The following is a 20727-nucleotide window of genomic DNA, read 5'->3' as shown; positions in this document are numbered from 1 at the left end:
AGGCCCGTGCAGACGTCAGAGAACGACAGTCCTGTTGGCGTTCAAAAACACCCGTCGCTCGATGTGATACCCCACCGCCCGCGCCAGGGTCAGGCACTCGATATCGCGCCCCTTGGCGATCAGATCTTCAGGATAGTGGCTGTGATCGACCACCTCGACGCCCTGGGCAATGATCGGCCCTTCGTCGAGGTCGTTGTTGATGTAGTGGGCGGTCGCGCCGACCATCTTCACACCCTTGTTGTACGCCTGGTGATAAGGCTTGGCGCCCTTGAAGCCCGGCAGCAGCGAGTGATGGATGTTGATCGCCCAGCCATCCAGGCGCCGGCACAGCTCTGGCGACAGCACCTGCATGTAGCGCGCGAGAATCACCAGCTCCGCGCCGGTTTCCTCGATCACCTTGAGCACCTTGCGCTCCTGGCCCGGCTTGTCGTTCGGGTCGAGCGCGAAGTGGTAGTAGGGAATCTTGTGCCAGTGCGCCAGCGGCTCCAGGTCGGGGTGGTTGGAGATCACTGCGACCACCTCCATGCCCAATTGGCCGATGCGCTGGCGATACAGCAGGTCGTTCAGGCAATGGTCGGCCTTGGACACCATGATCACCACCTTGGGGCGGTGATTGGGTGCCGTCAGCTCGAACGCCATGCCAAAGGCTTCACTGCGCTCGGCGAATCCGGCACGGAAGGCATCTTCATCGAAACCGTCAGGTGCACGGAATTCGACACGGATGAAGAAACGCCCCGACAGTCGGTCATCGAAGGAGTGATGCTCGGTGACGTAGCAGCGCTGCTCGAAGAGATGACGCGTGACCACATCGACCGTGCCGAGCATGCTCGGGCAGTCGGCGGTGAGAATCCAGGTGTCCGGTGCCCGACTCATGATCTGCGCTCCTTATGCCTCGATGGCCAGGCCGTACTCGGCCGATGCGTCCTGCAGCCACAGCCACCAGTAGTCGGAGAAGCTGCGGCGGATCACCAGCTCCCAGGTGTCTTCGGCAGTGCGGCGGATCACCAGTTGCGACTTGGCGAACACGGTGCCGACGGCCTTGCCCACCGGGAAGTTGTTCGGGTGTACATCATAGCTGGTGGATTTCATCAGCACGTCGCGCACGTTCGGGCCGCGCAGCTCGAGCAGGGTCTGCCCGCCACTGACATTGACCACCTGGACATGCTGGCCGTCGAGGGCATCGCGCAGCTTCTGCTCGACGCTGAACTCCTGGCCGCCCGGGACGATCAGCAGCCATTCGTCGGGGCCGACCCACTGCAGCGACATGTCACTGTTGGCGACCACCGTCAGCGCCACCGGCAGCTCCAGGCCCAGGGCCTTGTGCACGGCGCCGGCGAACTGCGGATCGTGGCCATCACCACGGATCGTCAGGTGACCGAGGAATTTCTTCTCGCGCAGGGTGACGCCTGCGTTGTTGCGGCCCTTGCCGACCAGGCTGGCCAGGTCTGCGTGGTGCAGCGGCGACTGGGCCTTGGCATCGCTGCCGGGGTTTTGCTGGAAGACGTTGATAGCGCTCATTTCTTACCTGCCTTGAATTCTTGTGCCAGGAACGGCGCCGACCTGTAGGAGCGGGCTTGTCCCGCGATTGGGGCACAGAGGCCACCATCGCAATCGCGGGGCAAGCCCGCTCCCACAGGGTCCGGCGTGGTCTTCCAATGCCTTAGACGTTCTGTCGCTCACCCTTCGGATCGAAGAACACCGAAGACACGATCTCTGCCTCGATCACGCTGCCGTCGGCCTGTGGCGAATAGACCCGCTCGCCGAGGCGCTTGAGGCCACCCTTGACCACGCCCATGGCGAACGAATAGCCCAGGGAGTTGGCCTTGTAGCTGGAGGTGACGTGACCGACCATGTCCATCGGAATCGGCTGCTTGGGATCGAACACCAGCTGGGCACCTTCAGGCAGCCACACGTTCGGGTCCACAGGCTTGAGGCCGACCAGTTGCTTGCGGTTCTCGCGGGTGGTGTCCTCGCGGTTCATGCCGCGCAGGCCGATCCACGAGAACGGCTTGTTGCGGCCCACGCACCAACTCATGTTCAGGTCGTCCGGCGTCATCGAGCCGTCGGTGTCCTGGCCGACGATGATGAAGCCCTTCTCGGCACGCAGCACGTGCATGGTCTCGGTGCCGTACGGCGTGAGGTTGTACTGCTTGCCCGCCTCGATGATCTTTTCCAGCACGCCCATGGCGTAGTTGGCCTGGACGTTGACCTCGTAAGACAGCTCGCCGGTGAACGAGATACGGAACACCCGCGCCGGCACCCCACCGACGTTGCCTTCCTTCCAGCTCATGAACGGGAAGGCGTCCTTGTCCAGGTCGATATCGCTGATCTGCTCCAGCAGCTTGCGGCTGTTGGGGCCGGACAGGGTCATGGTCGCCCAGTGGTCGGTGACCGAGGTGAAGTACACCTTCAGCTCCGGCCATTCGGTCTGGTGGTACAGCTCCAGCCACTGCAGCACACGGGCGGCGCCGCCAGTGGTGGTGGTCATGATGAAGTGGTTGTCGCCGACGCAGGCGGTCACACCGTCGTCGAAGACCATGCCGTCTTCCTTGCACATCAGGCCGTAGCGGGCCTTGCCCACATCGAGCTTGGTCCAGGCGTTGGTGTACACGCGGTTGAGGAACTCGCGCGCATCCGGGCCCTGGATGTCGATCTTGCCGAGCGTGGAAGCATCGAGCAGGCCCACGCTGTCACGCACCGCCTTGCACTCACGAGCCACGGCGGCGTGAATGTCTTCGCCAGGCTTGGGGAAGTACCACGGACGCTTCCACTGGCCGACATCCTCGAACTCGGCGTTGTTCTTCACGTGCCAGGCGTGCAGCGCGGTGAAGCGCACCGGCTCGAACAGGTGGCCACAATGACGGCCCGCCACCGCGCCGAACGTGACCGGCGTGTAGTTGGGACGGAACATGGTGGTGCCCATTTCCGGAATGGTGATACCCAGCGAGCGGGCGGCGATGGCCAGGCCGTTGATGTTGCCCAGCTTGCCCTGGTCGGTGCCGAAGCCCAGCGCGGTGTAGCGCTTGACGTGCTCGACCGACTCGAAGCCTTCGCGGGTGGCCAGCTCGATGGCGGCAGCAGTGACGTCGTTCTGCTGGTCGACGAACTGTTTCGGGGCGCGCGCAGTGCCTTTGTCGTGCGGCACCTGGAACAGCGCCACGGTGGCCTCTTCCTTGCGCTGCACGGTCTTGGGCAGGCTGCCGACGCTGGCCTTGAAGCCGGCCTCGGTGGCGGCGCGAACACCGCCTTCGAAACCATCGGCGAGGGTGTCGCCCAGCGCATAGACGCCGTTCACGCCACCGACGCACACACGCTTCTGCGGCGCGTCGCCCGGCACGAAGCCGAGGATATCGTCACGCCAGACAGGGCGCCCGCCCAGGTGCGAGGCCAGGTGCACCACCGGGCTGTAGCCCCCGGAAGTGGCAACCAGGTCGCATTCGAGCCATTCGCCAGGGCTGGTGACCTTGTGTGCAGGCACATCGATGGCCGCCACACGGGCACCGGTGACGTGCTTGCCGCCACGGGCTTCGATCACCGCGCTGGAGGTGAGGATGCGGATCCCCTTGGCACGCGCCTCCTCGACCAGCGAACCGCGCGGGTTGTGGCGCGCATCGGCGATGGCGACCACCTGCAGGCCGGCATCGTGCCAGTCCAGGGCGGTGCGGTAGGCATGGTCGTTGTTGGTCGACAGCACCAGCTTGCGGCCCGGCGCTACGCCATAACGGCGCACATAGGTGGAAACCGCTCCGGCCAGCATGTTGCCCGGCAGGTCGTTGTTGCCGTACACCAGCGGACGTTCGTGGGCGCCGGTAGCCAGCACCACACGCTTGGCCCGCACACGGTGCACGCGCTGGCGTACCTGGCCGATCGGCGCGCGGTCACCGAGGTGGTCGGTGAGGCGCTCGTGGATGGTCAGGAAGTTGTGGTCGTGGTAACCGTTGACCGTGCTGCGCGGCAGCAGGGTGACTTCGGCCAGCCCCTGCAGCTCGGCAAGGGTCGCAGCCACCCAGTCGGCGGCCGGCTTGCCGTCGAGGGTCTCGCGGCTGTCGAGCAGGCTGCCGCCGAACTCTTCCTGTTCGTCGGCCAGGATCACCCGCGCCCCGCTACGGCCGGCCGCCAGTGCAGCAGCCAGGCCTGCCGGGCCGGCACCGACGATCAGCACGTCGCAGTGCTGGTTCATGTAGTCGTAGCTGTCCGGGTCGTTCTGCAGCGGTGCACGGCCCAGGCCCGCCGCCTTGCGGATGTACTTCTCGTAGGTCATCCAGAACGACTTGGGATACATGAAGGTCTTGTAGTAGAACCCCGGCGGCATCATGTTGCCGCCGACCTTGCCGATGATGCCCATCACGTCGTTGTTGACGTTCGGCCAGCCGTTGGTGCTGCTGGCCACCAGGCCCGAATACAGGGCCTGCTGGGTGGCACGCACGTTGGGGATCTGGGTGGCTTCGCTGGAGCCGATCTGCAGGATAGCGTTCGGCTCTTCGGTACCGGCGGCGATGATCCCGCGCGGGCGCGAATACTTGAAGCTGCGCCCGACGATCTCGACACCGTTGGCCAGCAGCGCGGCGGCCAGGGTATCGCCGGCATAACCCTGGTAGGTCTTGCCGTTGAAGGTAAAGTTCAGAACCTTGCTGCGGTCGATGCGACCGCCGCTGGCGAGGCGATAGACCTGGCTCATACTTTTTCTCCCTGGCCCTTGGCGGTCGCCGGTGCGGCGCTTTGTCTGGATGCGGCGGTCACCTGAGGCTTCTCACCGATCTTGTAGGTTTCGAGAATCTCGTAGGTCACCGTGTCACGGGTCACGTTGAAGTACTGGCGGCAACCGGCGACGTGGTCCCACAGCTCGTGGTGGATACCGCGCGGGTTGTCGCGGAAGAACATGTAGGTGCCCCACTCTTCGTCGGAGCAGGTGTTCGGGTCCAGCGGGCGGGCGATGTGCGCCTGGCCTGAAGCGTGGAATTCTTCTTCGGAGCGCAGCTCGCCGCAGTGGGGACAGAAGATTTGCAACATGACGGTTGTCTCCGGGTCAGTGGGCGACGGCAGCAGCGCCGTGTTCGTCGATCAGCGCGCCGTTGTAGAAACGGTCGATGGAGAAAGGCGCGGCCAGTGGATGCATCTCGCCCTTGGCCAGGCTCGCCGCGAAGACGTTGCCCGAGCCCGGAGTGGCCTTGAAGCCGCCCGTGCCCCAACCGCAGTTGAAGAACATGTTCTTGACCGGGGTCTTGGAGATGATCGGGCACGCATCCGGGGTGGTGTCGACGATGCCGCCCCACTGGCGGTTCATGCGCACGCGCGACAGGATCGGGAACATCTCGACGATCGCCTGCAGGGTGTGCTCGATGATCGGGTACGAGCCACGCTGGCCATAACCGACCCAACCGTCGATGCCGGCGCCGATCACCAGGTCGCCCTTGTCGGACTGGCTGATGTAGCCGTGCACGGCGTTGGACATGATCACCGAGTCGATGATCGGCTTGATCGGCTCCGACACCAGTGCCTGCAGGGGGTGCGACTCCAGCGGCAGGCGGAAGCCGGCAAGCTTGGCCATGTGCCCGGAGTTACCGGCAGTGACCACGCCGACGCGCTTGGCACCGATGAAGCCCTTGTTGGTTTCCACACCGATCACCGCACCGTTCTCCTTGCGGAAACCAATGACTTCGGTCTGTTGGATCAGGTCCACACCCAGGGCGTCGGCGGCCCGGGCGAAGCCCCAGGCGACCGCATCGTGGCGGGCGACGCCGCCGCGACGCTGCACGGTGGCGCCCAGGATCGGGTAACGGGTGTTCTTCGAGCAGTCCAGGTACGGGATCTCGGCCGCGACCTGGTCGGTGAGGATCAGCTCGCCATCGACACCATTGAGGCGGTTGGCGTTGACCCGGCGCTCGGAATCACGGATGTCCTGCAGGGTGTGGCACAGGTTGTAGACGCCGCGCTGGGAGAACATCACGTTGTAGTTGATGTCCTGCGACAGGCCTTCCCACAGCTTCATGGCGTGTTCGTAGAGGTGCGCGGACTCATCCCACAGGTAGTTGGAACGCACGATGGTGGTGTTGCGCGCGGTGTTGCCACCGCCCAGGTAACCCTTCTCGACCACCGCAACGTTGGTGATGCCGTGTTCCTTGGCCAGGTAGTAAGCCGTGGCCAGGCCATGGCCGCCGCCGCCAACGATGACCACGTCGTAGACCTTCTTGGGGGTCGGCGTGCGCCACATGCGCTGCCAGTTCTCGTGGTGGCTGAGGGAGTGCTTGAGAAGGCCGAAGCCCGAATAGCGTTGCATGGTGTTCTACTCCACTCAGCGGTAGACCGGGAAGTCGGCGCACAGGGCGGCGACGTTCTTGGCGACATCGGCTTCGACGTCGGCGTCGCCCAGGTTGTCCAGCACATCGCAGATCCAGCCCGCCAGCGCCACGCACTGGGCAACCTTGAAGCCGCGGGTGGTGACGGCCGGGGTGCCGATGCGCAGGCCCGAGGTGACGAACGGCGACTGCGGGTCATTGGGCACAGCGTTCTTGTTGACGGTGATGTGGGCGCGGCCGAGGGCGGCGTCAGCATCCTTGCCGGTCAGCCCCTGGCGGATCAGGCTGACCAGGAACAGGTGGTTGTCGGTGCCGCCGGAAACCACGTCGTAACCACGCTCGATGAACACCTGGGCCATGGCCTGGGCGTTCTCGATGACCTGCTTCTGGTAGGTCTTGAATTCGGGCTCCAGCGCCTCCTTGAAGCACACCGCCTTGGCGGCGATCACATGCATCAGCGGGCCGCCCTGGGCGCCAGGGAACACGGCAGCGTTGAGCTTCTTCTCGATTTCTTCGTTGGACTTGGCCAGGATCAGGCCGCCACGCGGACCACGCAGGGTCTTGTGGGTGGTGGTGGTGACCACGTCGGCAAAAGGAATCGGGTTCGGGTACAGGCCCGCAGCGACCAGACCGGCAACGTGGGCCATGTCGACGAACAGCAGCGCACCGACTTTATCGGCGATCTGGCGGAAGCGTGGGAAATCGAGGGTTTTCGAGTAGGCCGAGAAACCTGCGACGATCATCTTCGGCTTGTGCTCGACGGCGAGGCGCTCGACTTCGTCGTAGTCGATCAGGCCGGTATTGGTGTCGATTCCGTACTGAACGGCGTTGTAAAGCTTGCCCGAGGACGACACCTTGGCACCGTGGGTGAGGTGGCCGCCGTGGGCCAGGCTCATGCCCAGGATGGTGTCACCGGCCTGCAGCAGAGCAAGGTAGACCGCGCTGTTGGCCGAGGAGCCGGAGTGCGGCTGGACGTTGGCGTAATCGGCGCCGAACAGCTGCTTGGCGCGCTCGATGGCCAGTGCCTCGACCTTGTCGACGTGCTCGCAGCCACCGTAGTAGCGCTTGCCCGGATAGCCTTCGGCGTACTTGTTGGTCAGGCCGCTGCCCTGGGCCTGCATGACACGCTTGCTGGTGTAGTTCTCCGAGGCGATCAGCTCGATGTGATCTTCCTGGCGCTGTTCCTCGGCATTCATCGCCGCCAGCAGTGCATCGTCGTAACCCTGGATCTGGTCTTGCTTGCTGAACATCGTGTTTCTCCCGGCAGCGATCGCTTCTTGTCTGATGAGGGTCTTCTCACCCTTTGCAGCGATGGTATGACTGGGCCGGGGGGCACAGATGCCTGCGCGCGCCTTGCAATGGCGCGTTTACGACATAGCGCTCCGGGGAGGTTCACTGGCTTTCTTCGACAAGTCGGCTACCTAGTATTTCTGTCAGTTTCCAGGCAGGGCAGCGTAGGCTTACCCTCACTGGCACCAGTGACGCGTCAGTCAAGTGCGAGGGTCGCCTTGGCTCTGTCTGAATAAGCCTTGAAAAGAAGGTCAGCAAGGCGAAAACAGCCAAGCAACGGCCTGAGTCGCGCCCGACTTTACGGGGTGAAAGTGAGCATTTCGACTGGGCTGTTGCATCAGGCTGTCTTCAGCGATCACCGATTATCAAGGCTTTTCGTACAGAGCCTGACCATCAATAAGCCAGGAGCTCATTCATGAATACTCACCCAAGTGACAATCCGGCATTACTCCTACAGGCCAATGTTGGTAGCGTTTTCAAACAAGGTCAGGCTTCGCTGCCAGTGATCCATCGGCAGATCAAGCTCGCTGGAGGACAGGCGACCGTCACCGTGTTGTTCGGCGACGGTTCGTCCAAGGTGGCCACGGTCTCGGCGGACGAAACCGTGCCGTATCTGACGTTGGACGACATCGTATTCGAGGGCAACAGCCTTGGCCGTGTCAGCAGAGTGCTTGTCGACGACGCTGGCAATGAACAGCTGTCCTACAGCTATCAAACCTTGGAAGCGCCCGGCACTACATATCCAGCTGACGCGCCGAAAAGCCGTGTGAGCTACAACCCTACCCGTGGCGGTACTTTCCAACCAAGCGCCGCTGAAAAAAATACCGTACTGGATCGCACCGTGTATGAGTTGGCGAGCGGGGAAATTTTCCTTGTCCTCAGAACACAGGACATCAATGACACTTCCATACGCCGCACTTACTCTTCGAACAATATATCCGGCTTGCCCATGCTGCCCGCCTTACTGGCGGTAGGTGATTACTACGTCAGCCCGGACAGTAGCAACCTGCTGTCTCTGGTAGTAGGACGGCGCAAGCGCTCTTCCAATGAAGTGGAAATAGTGTTGGCCAGCCTGGAGGAACAACCGAAACGCAGTACGCGCGTGTTCGCCACCCCCCCCTCATCTGCCGATACTGCCGACATTGCCGGCGAGTTTAATTTCGCGCCCACCGCACCTTCAGCAACCAACGGCAACGTAAAAGAAGTTGATTCATTGAAGAACGCCCGCGCACTGATCGCCAGTTCACGCAACCTGTCCGTGCACCTCAATCAATCGGGAACGACGTACTATCGGTTGTTTTACCCTGATCGCCCTGGAGAAAACATCAGGGTTCAAGCCGAGCATGGCTCATTCAACACTGAGCTTGTGAACGACGTGCTGCTGCCCCATTACGCCCCTGGGGATTTTGTCTATGAAAATGATGCATTTCATGACCTGACCAAAATCGTGGACGACGGCGGCGCGTCTGTCATCACGCATGCCCTGACAGAGCCAGCGATCCCAGAAGCCCCGTTGCAGGATGATGGCCTCGCGCTCACGACAACCGGGCAGACGGTGACCATTAACGGCGAAGAAGAGATTGTGGTATCCCGCCAGGTTATCTCGGATTTTGAGTGGGGCTTCATCTTGCGCATGCTCACGCTCAGTAATCGTACGTTTCACATCAAGAGCTACGCCGCACAACCTATCCTTGGCGGCTTCGGCGATGTGATCATCCACAGATCGGCAGGCCGATGGTTGTACGCCACGGGGATGTATCGCAGCTACACCGCAAATTCTGGTGCTCCCGTGCAACTGATGACCGCACAACTGAACAATGCACTTGAGTGACCGCTTCACCTGCGCAGCGCTATAGGGAGCGTCTGCGCAGGTTTTGCGTTGTATAGGCAACTGGCGAATCCTTGGTTTAAAGTGCTGGCTCGCTTTGCTCACAGGACAGCGCCATGACAGACAAGAGCCAACAATTCGCCAGCGACAACTATTCCGGCATCTGCCCTGAAGCCTGGGCGGCGATGGAAAAGGCCAACCAGGGCCATGAGCGTGCCTATGGTGACGATCAGTGGACCGAACGCGCCTCGGAATACTTCCGCAAGCTGTTCGAGACCGACTGCGAGGTGTTCTTCGCCTTCAACGGCACTGCCGCCAACTCCCTGGCGCTGGCCTCGCTGTGCCAGAGCTACCACAGCGTGATCTGCTCGGAGACCGCCCACGTCGAGACCGACGAATGCGGCGCGCCGGAGTTCTTTTCCAACGGCTCCAAACTGCTGACCGCACGCAGCGTCAACGGCAAGCTGACCCCGGACTCGATCCGCGAGGTCGCGCTCAAACGCCAGGACATCCACTATCCCAAGCCGCGCGTGGTCACCATCACCCAGGCCACCGAAGTCGGCAGCGTGTATCGCCCCGACGAGCTCAAGGCAATCAGCGCCACCTGCAAGGAGCTGGGCCTGAACCTGCACATGGATGGCGCACGCTTCTCCAACGCCTGTGCGTTCCTCGGCTGTTCGCCGGCGGAGCTGACCTGGAAGGCGGGCATCGATGTGTTGTGCTTCGGTGGCACCAAGAACGGCATGGCGGTGGGCGAGGCGATCCTGTTCTTCAACCGCGACCTGGCCGAAGACTTCGACTACCGCTGCAAGCAGGCCGGGCAGCTGGCCTCGAAGATGCGCTTCCTATCGGCGCCCTGGGTCGGGCTGCTGGAAGACGGCGCCTGGTTGCGTCACGCACAGCACGCCAACCACTGCGCGCAGTTGCTGGCTTCGCTGGTCAGTGACCTGCCGGGTGTCGAGCTGATGTTCCCGGTGGAAGCCAACGGGGTGTTCCTGCATTTACCGGAATTCGCCATCGAAGCCCTGCGCGCCAAGGGCTGGCGCTTCTACACCTTCATCGGTAGCGGTGGCGCGCGCTTCATGTGCTCGTGGGATACCGAAGAAGCGCGGGTGCGTGAGCTGGCGGCCGATATCCGCGTAATCATCGGCGGCTGATCGAAAGACACTCGGCGAGAGCGGGCTGTTTGGGACCGGGCTTGTGGGGGCCCGACAAGCCCGCTCCTCCACTCAAGGTCATCAGCAAGACGTTGCCCTGCCTCGAGCCTGGATTCAGGCCTCGCCGATGGTCCGGGCGATGGCGTCCACCGCAGCATCCACCTTCGCCTGAGTGCGTTCGAGCGTCTGCGCGTGCTCGCGCTGCAACTCGATCTGCTTGGAGCACAGGTTCAAAGCTGCCAGCACCAGCAACTTGTCGCCGATCAATGTGGGGTAGTTGCGCTTGGTCTCGGCCAGAGCGACGTTGAGCATGCGCACGGCCTGCGAGAGCGTCTCTTCCTGGCCCTCGGGCGCCTTCAGCGAGTAGTCGGTGCCGAGAATGTTCACCACATTGATCGGCTGCGCTTGCAGTCTCATGCGCCTACGACACCTGCACTGGCACGCTCGACCAGCGCCTGGATACGTGCAGCGGTAGCGCCGTGCTTCTCTTCCTGCTCCATCAGCGACAGCTGCAGGGTCTCGTTCTCTTCCTTGGCCTGGGCCAGTTCCTGATCGAGCTTCTGGTTCTGCTCGGTCAGTTGTGCGTTCTTGTGCATCAGGTCGCCGACCAGTTGCTCCAGTTGATTCAGGGATGCTTCCAACATACGTCTATCTCGGTTGTTGCAAAGGGCGCACACGATAAAGAAAAGCTCGCGCCCCCGCCATTAAAAATCAGGTAAGGGAGGGTGTGTTCCGGCAGATTGACAGGCTTGCGGGCACCTTGTTCCGGCCTGGATCAACCGCCTGTCAGGAAGAACGAGTGTAAATCCTCGTTTAGCCCCCCATTGCCTAAAGACTCGTGCGTTCCGACCGATAGGCAGGTAGGTCAAATTCCTTCGCATGGACGCGAGCCTTCCCTCCGGATCTCGACGTCATGTCCCTACGCAATCTGAATATCGCCCCACGCGCCCTGCTCGGCTTTTCCCTGATCGGTGTGCTGATGCTTAGCCTGGGTATTTTTTCACTCATCCAGATGGGCAATATCCGGCAGGCGGGCATCATCATCGAGCAGGTCAATGTCCCGAGTATCAAGCTGCTGGACGAAATGACCGCGCTCAATCTGCGCCTGCGCACCCTGTCCTATCGCCTGCTGGTCAACCGGGATTCGCAGGCCGATACCATGCGCCTGATGGACGAACGCAACGCCCAGATCGACAAGGCTCGTAGCGCCTACGTGCCGCTGATCGCCGAGCCTGAGGAACAGGCCGCATTCGACCAGCTCGGCCAGTTGCTGACGCAGTACCGCCAGCTTGAAGCCCGTATGCGCAGCCTGAGCCAGGCCGGCCAGCTCGATCCTCTGCGCGAGATGCTCAACCGCGACCTGCTGGCCAACTCCGACCAGATCAACAAGGCCATGGACCGCCTGCTGCAGATCAACACCGCGCAGACGCGCAAGGCCAACGAGGAAGCCGCACGCCAGTACGACAGCGCCTTCATGCTGGTGATTGGCCTGCTGGTGGCTGCCACGGTGCTCACGTTGCTGTTCGCGCTGCTGCTGACACGCAGCATCGTGCGTCCGATCGACGACGCCCTGCGCGCCGCCGAACAGATCGCCGAAGGCGACCTCACCCAGCGCGTCAGCACCGACGGCACCGACGAAGCCGCCCGTCTGCTGCAGGCCATGGCAAAGATGCAGGACAAGCTGCGCGACACCCTGCAACTGATCTCAGGCTCTGCCACCCAGCTCGCCTCGGCCGCCGAGGAACTCAACAGCGTCACCGACGAAAGCGCGCGCGGCCTGGCCCAGCAGAACAACGAGATCCAGCAAGCCGCCACTGCGGTTACCGAGATGACCAGCGCCGTCGAAGAGGTTGCCCGCAATGCCGTCAGCACCTCGGAGGCCTCGGGTGAAGCCAGCCGCTCGGCCGGCGATGGCCGCGACCTGGTGATCGAGACGGTCGGCGCCATCGAACGCATGAGCAGCGACGTGCAGACCACCGCCAGGCTGATCGAGGATCTGGCCGGGCAATCACGCGATATCGGCAAGGTGCTGGACGTGATCCGCGGCCTGGCCGACCAGACCAACCTGCTGGCACTCAACGCCGCCATCGAAGCGGCACGTGCCGGCGAGGCTGGACGAGGCTTCGCGGTGGTGGCTGACGAGGTGCGGGCATTGGCCCATCGCACCCAGCAATCGACCAGCGAGATCGAGCGGATGATCGGCAGCATCCAGGGCGGCACCGAGCATGCGGTGGAATCGATGCGCACCAGCACCGATCGCGCCGAATCGACCCTGAACATCGCTCGCGGCGCTGGCCTTGCATTGGACACCATCACCAGCGCCGTGGCGCAGATCAACGAGCGCAACCTGGTGATCGCCAGCGCTGCCGAGGAGCAAGCCCAGGTGGCCCGCGAGGTGGACCGCAACCTGGTGAACATCAATGACCTGTCGGTGCAGAGCGCGACCGGCGCACACCAGACCAGCATGGCCAGCGCCGAGCTGTCGCGCCTGGCAGTGGATCTGAACGGGTTGGTGGCGCGGTTCAGGACCTGAACACGCAAATCCTGCAGCAGCAACTGTCTTGTTCAAAACCTGAGGGCCAGCCCAATCCCCTGTGGGAGCGGGCTTGTCCCGCGAACACGGGCGTAGCCCGTGCCAGGCAGCAGCGGTTCGCCGCACCGACAGGTACGGTACAACGGATCAGTAGTCGATCCGCACATCCCCCTTGGGCACGCTGCAGCACGACAGGATGTAGCCTTCGGCTTCGTCGTCCTCGGTGATCCCGCCGTTGTGGTCCATCTCCACTTCACCGCCGAGCTTGAGCACCTTGCAGGTGCCGCAGATGCCCATGCCGCAGGCCTTGGGAATCATCAGCCCGACTTTCGCCGCCGCCGCATGCACCGTCTCGCCCGGGGCGATGCGAATGCTCTTCTCGCTGCCGACGAACTCGACCAGGTTGAGGTCCGCCACATCCACTGCCGGCGCCTCGGCCGCCGCTTCGGCATGCTCGACCGCATCGGCCTTGGCCTCGGCCGGCGTCGCGCCGAACGATTCCTCGTGGTAGTTCTTCATGTCGAAGCCGACCGCTTCGAGCATGCGTTTGACCGCGTTCATGTAGGGCGTCGGCCCACAGCAGAAGATCACCCGCTCGAGGTAATCCGGCGCGATCAACTCCATCAGCCGCTGGTTCAGGTAGCCGCGATAGCCCGCCCAGGGCTCGCCCAGGCCGTGCTTCTCGCAAATGATGTGCAGGCTGAAGTTGGGGATGCGCGAGGCCATGTGTTCCAGCTCGCGGTGGTAGATGATGTCCTTGGGTGAGCGGGCGCTGTGCACGAACACCATGTCGACGTTGGCGTTGGTGTCGTAGAACCAGCGCGCCATGGACATCACCGGGGTGATGCCGACGCCGCCGGAAAGGTACAGCGCCTTGTTGGCCGGGAAGTCGATGGCGTTGAACAACCCCACCGGGCCGTGCACGGGAAGCTCTGCGCCTTCGTGCAGGGTGTCGTGGAGGAAGTTCGATACCAGCCCGCCGGGCACGCGCTTGACGGTGATCGAGAAGCTGTAGGGGACTGATGGCGAGCTGGAGATGGTGTAGGAACGCATCACTGGCTTGCCTTCGATCTCCAACTCCAGCGTCACGAACTGGCCCGGCTTGAAGAAGAACATGATCGGCTGGTCGGCCATGAAGCAGAAAGTGCGCACGTCCCAGGTCTCCTGGATGACCTTGACGCAGCGCACGATGTGGCGGCCGTTGGCCCAGGTCTGGGTGGTGACCGGATTGAGGAAGGTTTCGGACATGTTCTTCTCCAGCAGCCGACTATCGGCCTTCTTATGGCTGCGATAATGCGCAACGCCGTGACGTCGCACATTCCCATCCGCGACATCGGCGTGCTTATCGCGACCAGCCCCAAGGTACAAGGGTTGGCGCGTCGGAATTCGATTCGGCCATGTCGCCCATGGATATGGTTCGCGAACGGCGCGAACGCACACTCCTCGGCAAATAGAACCGCCGTTTTTTCGCTGACAGCCTTGCGCCAACCACAACAACGATTAGCCACCTTTCGCCGGCCGACAACGGCCTTGAGGATATAACGATGGACGTCACCGCAACCCTGAGCCTGGGCGATCCACTGGAACCTGCACGCAAGGCCACCGCCGAGATGCTGCAGACCCGCGAGCGGACCTACTCGCTGCCGCAGCCGTTCTACTGCGACGAGCGCCTGTTCCAGATCGACATGCAGGAGATCTTCCACAAGGAGTGGCTGATCGCGGGGATGACCTGCGAAATTCCATCGAAAGGCAACTACCTCACCCTGCAGATCGGCAAGAACCCGGTGATCGTCATCCGCGGCGCCGAAGGCAAGGTGCACGCTTTCCACAACGTCTGCCGCCACCGCGGTTCGCGGCTGTGCGTCAGCGAAAAGGGCAAGGTGGCCAAGCTGGTCTGTCCCTACCACCAGTGGACCTACGAGCTCGACGGCCGCCTGCTGTTCGCCGGCACCGAGATGGGCGCCGACTTCGACATGAACCAGTACGGCCTCAAGCCGATCAACGTGAAGACTGCCGGCGGCTACATCTTCATCAGCCTGGCGGAAAATCCGCCGGCCATCGACGAGTTCCTGGCCACGCTCGACCACTACATGGAACCGTACGACATGGAGAACGCCAAGGTGGCCGTGCAGACCACCTTGATGGAAAAGGCCAACTGGAAACTGGTGCTGGAAAACAACCGCGAGTGCTACCACTGCAACGGTTCGCACCCTGAATTGCTCAAGACCCTGCTGGAGTGGGACGACACCAACGACCCGCGCGCCGACCAGGCGTTCAAGGACCACGTCGCCGCTTCCGCTGCCGCCTGGGAAGCCGAGAAGATCCCTTACCTGCACAAGAGCCATGGCCTGCGTAACCGCATCGTGCGCATGCCGCTGCTCAAGGGCACCGTGTCGATGACCATGGACGGCAAGCAGGCGTGCAAGAAGCTCATGGGCCGCATCAAGAACCCCGACCTCGGTTCGATGCGCATCCTGCACCTGCCGCACTCCTGGAACCACTGCATGGGCGATCACATGATCGTCTTCACGGTGTGGCCGATCAGCGCCCAGGAAACCATGGTCACCACCAAGTGGCTGGTGCACAAGGATGCCGTCGAAGGCGTCGATTACGACCCCGAGCAGATGCGCAAGGTGTGGGATGCCACCAACGACCAGGACCGCCGTCTGGCCGAAGAGAACCAGCGCGGGATCAACTCCACCGCCTACCAGCCGGGCCCGTACTCGAAGACCTACGAGTTCGGTGTGGTCAACTTCATCGACTGGTACAGCGACCGCGTCCTGGCCAACCTGGGTGCGGAACCTGCGCCATACCTGAAGGAAGTCAAGGCGCAGTAAGCCTTCACGGGTGTTGATAAACGCCACGGCCGAGCGATCGGCCGTGGCGTTTTACATTGCAATCCAAAGGAACTGAACATGTTATCCACAGAGTTGTTCAGATGTTCTGTGGACAGGCGTCGAGCCTCGGCAGACGACAGACTGATCATTATTTGATCAATTCTCTGAAAGCCTTTGATCCAGAGGCCTGCAAGTAATATCGAACACCTTGTCCACAGATACGCCAACAGATTTTGTGGGCACATGCAGACCGCGTGGAAAAGTGCTGTGGATAATGGCCTTGACCCCTTGTCAATCATGACCTTGAGAGTGATTAAGGCGACTTTGGTCAATTATTGACCAATAGCTTGCACGCCAATGAAATCAAGGCATCCAGCGGTTGCCCAACATATTATCCACAGAGCCGCCAACAGTGATTGTGGGAAACCTCATAGGAATGACCCGGGATTGCCATGGGTGATTCACGGAGCGGGCTGTATGTTTTTTGATCAATGCTCTACACGCATTGATTTCAAAGGGCTGTAGCGAAGCGCGAACACTTTATTCACAGGGTCGCGAACAGATTTGGTGGGCAACTCTCTGTGGGAGCGGGCTTGTCCCGCGAACACGGGCGTAGCCCATGCCAGGCAGCGCGGTGTTCTTTTCGCGGGCAAGCCCGCTCCTACAACAGCCCCAACCAGTCAGCGCAACACGCCTTCCTCCACCAGCAACTTGAGGATCGCTTCGGCACCCTCCTGCGGGGAAACATCCTTGAGCACCTTGCCGCCACGGCCACTGGCCTTGGCCGTGGCTGCCTTCATCCGATCGGCGCCGCTCTTGGCCTTGATCACCTTGAGCCGCTTGGGCCGCGGGCGGGCAGGCTGCAAGGCGTCGCCTTCGAGCAGTTCATCGTCCACCACCGCCACGTTACGCGCCGCCAGCACACCCCGCCGCGCAGGGCCAAAGGCGCTCTGGCGCGGCTTGGGCGCGGCGTTATCCACAGTCGCCAGCAACGGCAGGCGTACCTTCAACCGGCGTCGTTGACCGCGCGGCAAGGCCTGCAGCACCTGGGCGGTGCCATTCTCGATCGACTCCACCTCAGCCAGGCCCACCACCAACGGCCAGCCCAGCCTCTCGGCCAGCAGAAACGGCAGCATGCCCGAGCCTTCACCCGTCTCGGCCTGGCTGCCGGTCAGCACCAGTTGAGCACCAGCGTCGCGCAGGTAATCCCCCAGCACCCCCAGCACATCGGCCCCCGCAGGCTGCTCGAGCACATCCAGATGCTCCAGGCCCATGCCCAGGTAGCCGCGCAGGGCCTCTTCGCGCGGGTCGCCGGCATGTACCACCTGCAAGTTATCCCCAGCCAGCTGCAAGCCCAATTCGACAGCGCGTGCATCCTGCTCGGCGCGGCGAGCGCGACCAGAGCTGGGGTGAGCGCCGATGGAAACCAGGCTGATGACTTTCGTACTCATGCTCGTGCCCTTATGCCGCGTCGCGCCGAGCGCCGCTGCGGTAGTTGTCCACAGCCTCGATCAGTGCCTGGAGAATCGCCGCGCTGTCGCCAATCACCGACAGGTCGGCCCGTTTGATCATGTCGCAGCCGGGATCCATGTTGATCGCCACCACCTTGTCGCAGGCACCGATACCTTGCAGGTGCTGGATGGCCCCGGAGATCCCCACCGCCACGTAGACCCGCGCCGTGACCCAGGTACCGGTGGCACCGACCTGGCGGTTGCGCGGCATGAAGCCGTCGTCCACGGCGACCCGCGAGGCGCCCTCGGTTGCCCCCAGGGCCGCAGTTGCCCTGTGGAAAAGTGCCCAATCCTTCACACCGTTGCCGCCGGAGACAATGAATTCGGCTTCGGCCATGGCGATGGCCGCCGGGTCTACCGCCACCGATCCGAGGTCTTCGATGCGCGACAGGCTGCGCGCCACGCCTGTGGACAACTCCACCGGCAGCGCTTCGTGACGGGTTTCGCTGACCGGCTCGGCGCATTCGGCGGCGGCCAGTATCAGGCGCGGCAGGCCGCGCTGCAGGTCCTGCTGGCCGGCGCCGGCACGGCCGATGCACTGGCCGTCCTTGATCTGCCAGACCCGCGTGGCCGGGCGCTCGCCGAGCGCTGCCCCCAGGCGCCGCCCCAGTTCGCCGCCACCAGTGCGGCTGTCAGGCAGCAACCAGTGCTGCGGCGCAAACTGGTTATCCACAGCCCGCAAGCCCTGGACAAGCTGCTCGGGCACATAGCCTTCGAATGCTTCGCCATCGATGACCAGCAGGCGATCGACACCGGCTGTGGAAAAGTGGCTTTCCTTGTGTTCGCCAAAGACGACCGCAAGCACTGCCCCCTCACTGCCGGCAAGGCTGCGGGCAAGGCCGAGCAGGTCGCGGTCGTGGCTGCCGAGGCGGCCACCGACCATGTCGGGCACCACGGCGATGTAGAACGCCGGATCCGCCACCTGATGCAAGGGCAATTGCACCTCGGCGGCTGCCGTGCGCCGACCGCCGATCGCCGTGCCCTGCTGGGCACCGCTGCGGTCGATACGCTTGAGGCCGCTGGGGCCGATGAAGCCGGCAGCGATGGCGTGGGGGTTCTTGCGAATCAGCCCGTTGGGGCCCATCCAGCGGGTCTGTTGCGTCTGCATCGCCGCGTGCAGCGGATGCAGGCGGTTACGGGCGATCCACTCGGCGCGAGGATCGCGGCGGATGATGTCGCTCATCAGTGCACCTCCGCAGGTTCACGTTCTACCAGGTTCGATTTGCTCGCAGCGGCGGGCGTCTCGTCTTCGATCAGCACATCGGCGACCAACTCGGCCAGATCCTTGATCTGTGGGCGCGGCTCGACCACACCCTCAAGCATCGCCGTGCACTGTGGACAACCTACCGCCACCAGTTCGGCCTCGGTCTCGCGGATATCGTCCATGCGCATGTCGGGGATACGCTGCTTGCCCGGGATGTCGGTGATCGGCGCACCGCCGCCACCGCCACAGCAACGCGAACGGAAGCCCGAGCGCTGCATCTCGCGCACCTCGATGCCCAAGGCCTTGAGCACGTCGCGCGGGGCCTGGTACTCGCCGTTGTAGCGCCCCAGGTAGCACGGGTCGTGGTAGGTCACGCTACCGCCCTTGTGCTGGCCGAGGTTGAGCTTGTTGGCGGCGATCAGTTCGGCGATGTAGGTGCTGTGGTGCTGCACCTGGTACTCGCCGCCCAGGGCGCCGTATTCGTTCTTCAGCACATGGAAGCTGTGCGGATCGCAGGTGACGATGCGCTGGAAGCGGTATTGGCCCAGGGTCTGGATGTTGCGCCTGGCCAGGTGCTGGAAGGTCGCTTCATCGCCCAGGCGACGGGCCACGTCACCGCTGTCGCGCTCTTCCAGGCCGAGCACGGCGAAGTCCACACCCGAGGCCTTGAGCACCTTGACGAAGGCACGCAGGGTGCGCTGGTTGCGCATGTCGAAGGCGCCGTCGCCGACCCAGAACAACACCTCGGTGCTCTTCACGTCCGACAGCAGTTTCAGGTTCAGGTCGGCGGCCCAGTTCATCCGCCCGCCGGGGTTGAAGCCGCCGGGGTTGTCGGTGGCGATCAGGTTGTCGAGCACCTCGGCGCCCTTGTTCGGCGTCGCGCCCTTTTCCAGCGTGAGGTGGCGGCGCATGTCGACGATGGCATCGACGTGCTCGATCATCATCGGGCACTCCTCCACGCAAGCGCGGCAGGTGGTGCACGACCACAGCGTCTCGGCATCGACCAGGCCGTTGACGATCGGCTGGTGCGGATGACCGCCATGCTGACCAACCGGTTTACCGGGGTAAGGGCTCCCGGCAAAGGTCGCATCGGTGCCACCGGCCAGGCCGATGACCATGTCCTGGATGAGCTTTTTCGGGTTCAGCGGCTGGCCGGCGGCGAATGCCGGGCACATCGCCTCGCACTTGCCGCACTGCACGCAGGCGTCGAAGCCCAACAGCTGGTTCCAGGTGAAATCGACCGGTTTCTCCACACCCAATGGTGCGTTCGGGTCTTCCAGATCGAGCGGCTTGAGGCCAGTGGAGCGACCGCCGCCGAAACGCTCGGCACGGCGGTGCCAGGCCAGGTGCAGGGCACCGGCGAAGGCGTGCTTCATCGGCCCGCCCCAGGTCATGCCGAAGAACAGCTCCGACACACCCCACAGCACGCCAAGGCCGAGAATGCCGACCATCACCCAGCCGCCGGTATTGGCCGGCAGGATGCCCGCCACCGGCAGGGTGGCGATGAAGAAGCTCGCGGCGAATACCAGCAGGCTTTTCGGCAGGCGCATCCACGGGCCCTTGGACAGGCGCGAAGGCGGATTCAGACGACGCTTGAAGACGAAGATCGCGCCGCTGAACATGATCACCGTAGCAACCAGCAGCGCGTAGCCAAGGATCTTGCTCTGCAGGCCGAAGCCATGCACCAGGATCGCCAACAGCGCCGACAGGACGAAGCCACCTGCAGTGGCCACGTGGGTCTTGGACATGTACTTGTCGCGCTCGACCACATGGTGCAGATCGACCAGGTAGCGCCGCGGCATGGCCAGCAGGCCGCCGAGCAGGTCGACCTTGCTCGGCCGCCCGCGCCGCCACATGCGCACCCGGCGCAGGGCGCCGAGCACCGCCAGGGCGAGTGCGGCGAACAGCAGGATGGGTAGAAGGGTGTTCAACATGGGAGGCTCCCACAACAGCGGTTGCAAGGGGTTCAGGCCCCTGGAATCCTGCACCGGCCCTGGGGGGGGGGGGGGGGGGGGGGGGGGGGGGGGGGGGGGGGGGGGGGGGGGGGGGGGGGGGGGGGGGGGGGGGGGGG

16 protein-coding genes and 1 pseudogene are annotated in these 20727 nt (G+C 63.3%); 5 read left to right on the top strand and 12 right to left on the bottom strand.

Translation table 11 applies throughout. The features are described 5' to 3' along the window. Positions 1 to 15: 15 nt before the first annotated feature. The 6 genes from purU to ACPZMI_RS01840 form a co-directional block, all read right to left on the bottom strand. Positions 16 to 873 (bottom strand): formyltetrahydrofolate deformylase, encoded by an 858-nt coding sequence (purU, locus tag ACPZMI_RS01865; RefSeq protein WP_054892153.1) that lies wholly within the window; start codon positions 871 to 873, stop codon positions 16 to 18. Between the two features lie 12 nt (positions 874 to 885). Then, positions 886 to 1518 carry a sarcosine oxidase subunit gamma gene (locus ACPZMI_RS01860; protein ID WP_186667475.1) on the bottom strand — a complete coding sequence of 211 codons (633 nt, stop codon included), beginning with the start codon at positions 1516 to 1518 and terminating at the stop codon, positions 886 to 888. Positions 1519 to 1660: 142 nt separating this feature from the next. After that, on the bottom strand, positions 1661 to 4678 hold the full coding sequence (locus ACPZMI_RS01855; RefSeq protein ID WP_186667474.1) for a sarcosine oxidase subunit alpha: 3018 nt from the start codon (positions 4676 to 4678) through the stop codon (positions 1661 to 1663). Further along, complete coding sequence (locus ACPZMI_RS01850; RefSeq protein ID WP_186667473.1) at positions 4675 to 5010, bottom strand: sarcosine oxidase subunit delta; 336 nt, start codon at positions 5008 to 5010, stop codon at positions 4675 to 4677. The genes ACPZMI_RS01855 and ACPZMI_RS01850 overlap by 4 nt, the downstream gene beginning before the upstream one ends. A gap of 16 nt (positions 5011 to 5026) precedes the next feature. Next, positions 5027 to 6277 (bottom strand): sarcosine oxidase subunit beta family protein, encoded by a 1251-nt coding sequence (locus ACPZMI_RS01845; RefSeq protein WP_054892149.1) that lies wholly within the window; start codon positions 6275 to 6277, stop codon positions 5027 to 5029. A 15-nt stretch (positions 6278 to 6292) separates the two neighbouring features. Beyond that, positions 6293 to 7546: a serine hydroxymethyltransferase gene (locus ACPZMI_RS01840; RefSeq protein WP_063542290.1), complete on the bottom strand. Its 1254-nt coding sequence runs from the start codon at positions 7544 to 7546 to the stop codon at positions 6293 to 6295. 455 nt (positions 7547 to 8001) lie between these two features. Here ACPZMI_RS01840 and ACPZMI_RS01835 point away from each other — a divergent pair, with 455 nt between their 5' ends. Beyond that, the gene (locus ACPZMI_RS01835; RefSeq protein ID WP_426351573.1) at positions 8002 to 9417 is read left to right on the top strand and encodes a hypothetical protein; all 1416 of its coding nucleotides are present in this window, start codon (positions 8002 to 8004) and stop codon (positions 9415 to 9417) included. Positions 9418 to 9530: 113 nt separating this feature from the next. Next, entirely contained in the window at positions 9531 to 10571 is a 1041-nt protein-coding gene (locus ACPZMI_RS01830) for a threonine aldolase family protein (protein ID WP_426351572.1), read from the top strand. Positions 10572 to 10685: 114 nt separating this feature from the next. On the opposite strand, the gene ACPZMI_RS01825 is transcribed toward ACPZMI_RS01830, so the two are convergent. After that, positions 10686 to 10988, bottom strand: a complete 303-nt coding sequence (locus tag ACPZMI_RS01825; protein WP_054892146.1) for a cell division protein ZapA — start codon at positions 10986 to 10988, stop codon at positions 10686 to 10688. Continuing rightward, entirely contained in the window at positions 10985 to 11215 is a 231-nt protein-coding gene (locus ACPZMI_RS01820) for a hypothetical protein (RefSeq protein ID WP_054892145.1), read from the bottom strand. The genes ACPZMI_RS01825 and ACPZMI_RS01820 overlap by 4 nt, the downstream gene beginning before the upstream one ends. A gap of 269 nt (positions 11216 to 11484) precedes the next feature. On the opposite strand from ACPZMI_RS01820, the pseudogene ACPZMI_RS01815 reads away from it, so the two are divergent. After that, a pseudogene (locus ACPZMI_RS01815) lies at positions 11485 to 12249 on the top strand (MCP four helix bundle domain-containing protein); the annotation flags it as partial. Beyond that, the gene (locus tag ACPZMI_RS01810) at positions 12232 to 13104 is read left to right on the top strand and encodes a methyl-accepting chemotaxis protein (RefSeq protein WP_411384435.1); all 873 of its coding nucleotides are present in this window, start codon (positions 12232 to 12234) and stop codon (positions 13102 to 13104) included. The pseudogene ACPZMI_RS01815 and the gene ACPZMI_RS01810, both read left to right, overlap by 18 nt. Before the next feature lie 147 nt (positions 13105 to 13251). Here the strand turns inward: ACPZMI_RS01810 and gbcB are convergent, their stop codons facing one another. Next, positions 13252 to 14352, bottom strand: coding sequence for a glycine-betaine demethylase subunit GbcB (gbcB, locus tag ACPZMI_RS01805; protein WP_186667468.1), 1101 nt, complete (start codon positions 14350 to 14352; stop codon positions 13252 to 13254). 296 nt (positions 14353 to 14648) lie between these two features. Here gbcB and gbcA point away from each other — a divergent pair, with 296 nt between their 5' ends. Next, complete coding sequence (gene gbcA / locus ACPZMI_RS01800) at positions 14649 to 15941, top strand: glycine-betaine demethylase subunit GbcA (RefSeq protein WP_186667467.1); 1293 nt, start codon at positions 14649 to 14651, stop codon at positions 15939 to 15941. A gap of 680 nt (positions 15942 to 16621) precedes the next feature. On the opposite strand, the gene etfB is transcribed toward gbcA, so the two are convergent. The 3 genes from etfB to dgcB are packed head-to-tail and all read right to left on the bottom strand — an operon-like array spanning position 16622 to position 20590. Further along, positions 16622 to 17392, bottom strand: a complete 771-nt coding sequence (gene etfB / locus ACPZMI_RS01795) for an electron transfer flavoprotein subunit beta (protein WP_426351571.1) — start codon at positions 17390 to 17392, stop codon at positions 16622 to 16624. A gap of 10 nt (positions 17393 to 17402) precedes the next feature. Beyond that, positions 17403 to 18635 carry an electron transfer flavoprotein subunit alpha gene (gene etfA, locus ACPZMI_RS01790; RefSeq protein ID WP_426351570.1) on the bottom strand — a complete coding sequence of 411 codons (1233 nt, stop codon included), beginning with the start codon at positions 18633 to 18635 and terminating at the stop codon, positions 17403 to 17405. Then, entirely contained in the window at positions 18635 to 20590 is a 1956-nt protein-coding gene (gene dgcB / locus ACPZMI_RS01785) for a dimethylglycine demethylation protein DgcB (protein WP_186711267.1), read from the bottom strand. The genes etfA and dgcB overlap by 1 nt, the downstream gene beginning before the upstream one ends. Between the last annotated feature and the right edge of the window lie 137 nt (positions 20591 to 20727).

Origin of the sequence: Pseudomonas wayambapalatensis, assembly GCF_049942315.1 — a bacterium.
Classification (GTDB): domain Bacteria; phylum Pseudomonadota; class Gammaproteobacteria; order Pseudomonadales; family Pseudomonadaceae; genus Aquipseudomonas; species Aquipseudomonas wayambapalatensis.
This window is presented reverse-complemented; position numbering and strand designations above follow the sequence as displayed.

Excerpts from the sequence above, each read along its gene's own strand:
- purU (WP_054892153.1), bottom strand. The coding sequence starts at position 873 with ATGAGTCGGGCACCGGACACCTGGATTCTCACCGCCGACTGCCCGAGC.
- ACPZMI_RS01860 (WP_186667475.1), bottom strand. The coding sequence starts at position 1,518 with ATGAGCGCTATCAACGTCTTCCAGCAAAACCCCGGCAGCGATGCCAAG.
- ACPZMI_RS01855 (WP_186667474.1), bottom strand. The coding sequence starts at position 4,678 with ATGAGCCAGGTCTATCGCCTCGCCAGCGGCGGTCGCATCGACCGCAGC.
- ACPZMI_RS01850 (WP_186667473.1), bottom strand. The coding sequence starts at position 5,010 with ATGTTGCAAATCTTCTGTCCCCACTGCGGCGAGCTGCGCTCCGAAGAA.
- ACPZMI_RS01845 (WP_054892149.1), bottom strand. The coding sequence starts at position 6,277 with ATGCAACGCTATTCGGGCTTCGGCCTTCTCAAGCACTCCCTCAGCCAC.
- ACPZMI_RS01840 (WP_063542290.1), bottom strand. The coding sequence starts at position 7,546 with ATGTTCAGCAAGCAAGACCAGATCCAGGGTTACGACGATGCACTGCTG.
- ACPZMI_RS01835 (WP_426351573.1), top strand. The coding sequence starts at position 8,002 with ATGAATACTCACCCAAGTGACAATCCGGCATTACTCCTACAGGCCAAT.
- ACPZMI_RS01830 (WP_426351572.1), top strand. The coding sequence starts at position 9,531 with ATGACAGACAAGAGCCAACAATTCGCCAGCGACAACTATTCCGGCATC.
- ACPZMI_RS01825 (WP_054892146.1), bottom strand. The coding sequence starts at position 10,988 with ATGAGACTGCAAGCGCAGCCGATCAATGTGGTGAACATTCTCGGCACC.
- ACPZMI_RS01820 (WP_054892145.1), bottom strand. The coding sequence starts at position 11,215 with ATGTTGGAAGCATCCCTGAATCAACTGGAGCAACTGGTCGGCGACCTG.
- ACPZMI_RS01810 (WP_411384435.1), top strand. The coding sequence starts at position 12,232 with ATGGCAAAGATGCAGGACAAGCTGCGCGACACCCTGCAACTGATCTCA.
- gbcB (WP_186667468.1), bottom strand. The coding sequence starts at position 14,352 with ATGTCCGAAACCTTCCTCAATCCGGTCACCACCCAGACCTGGGCCAAC.
- gbcA (WP_186667467.1), top strand. The coding sequence starts at position 14,649 with ATGGACGTCACCGCAACCCTGAGCCTGGGCGATCCACTGGAACCTGCA.
- etfB (WP_426351571.1), bottom strand. The coding sequence starts at position 17,392 with ATGAGTACGAAAGTCATCAGCCTGGTTTCCATCGGCGCTCACCCCAGC.
- etfA (WP_426351570.1), bottom strand. The coding sequence starts at position 18,635 with ATGAGCGACATCATCCGCCGCGATCCTCGCGCCGAGTGGATCGCCCGT.
- dgcB (WP_186711267.1), bottom strand. The coding sequence starts at position 20,590 with ATGTTGAACACCCTTCTACCCATCCTGCTGTTCGCCGCACTCGCCCTG.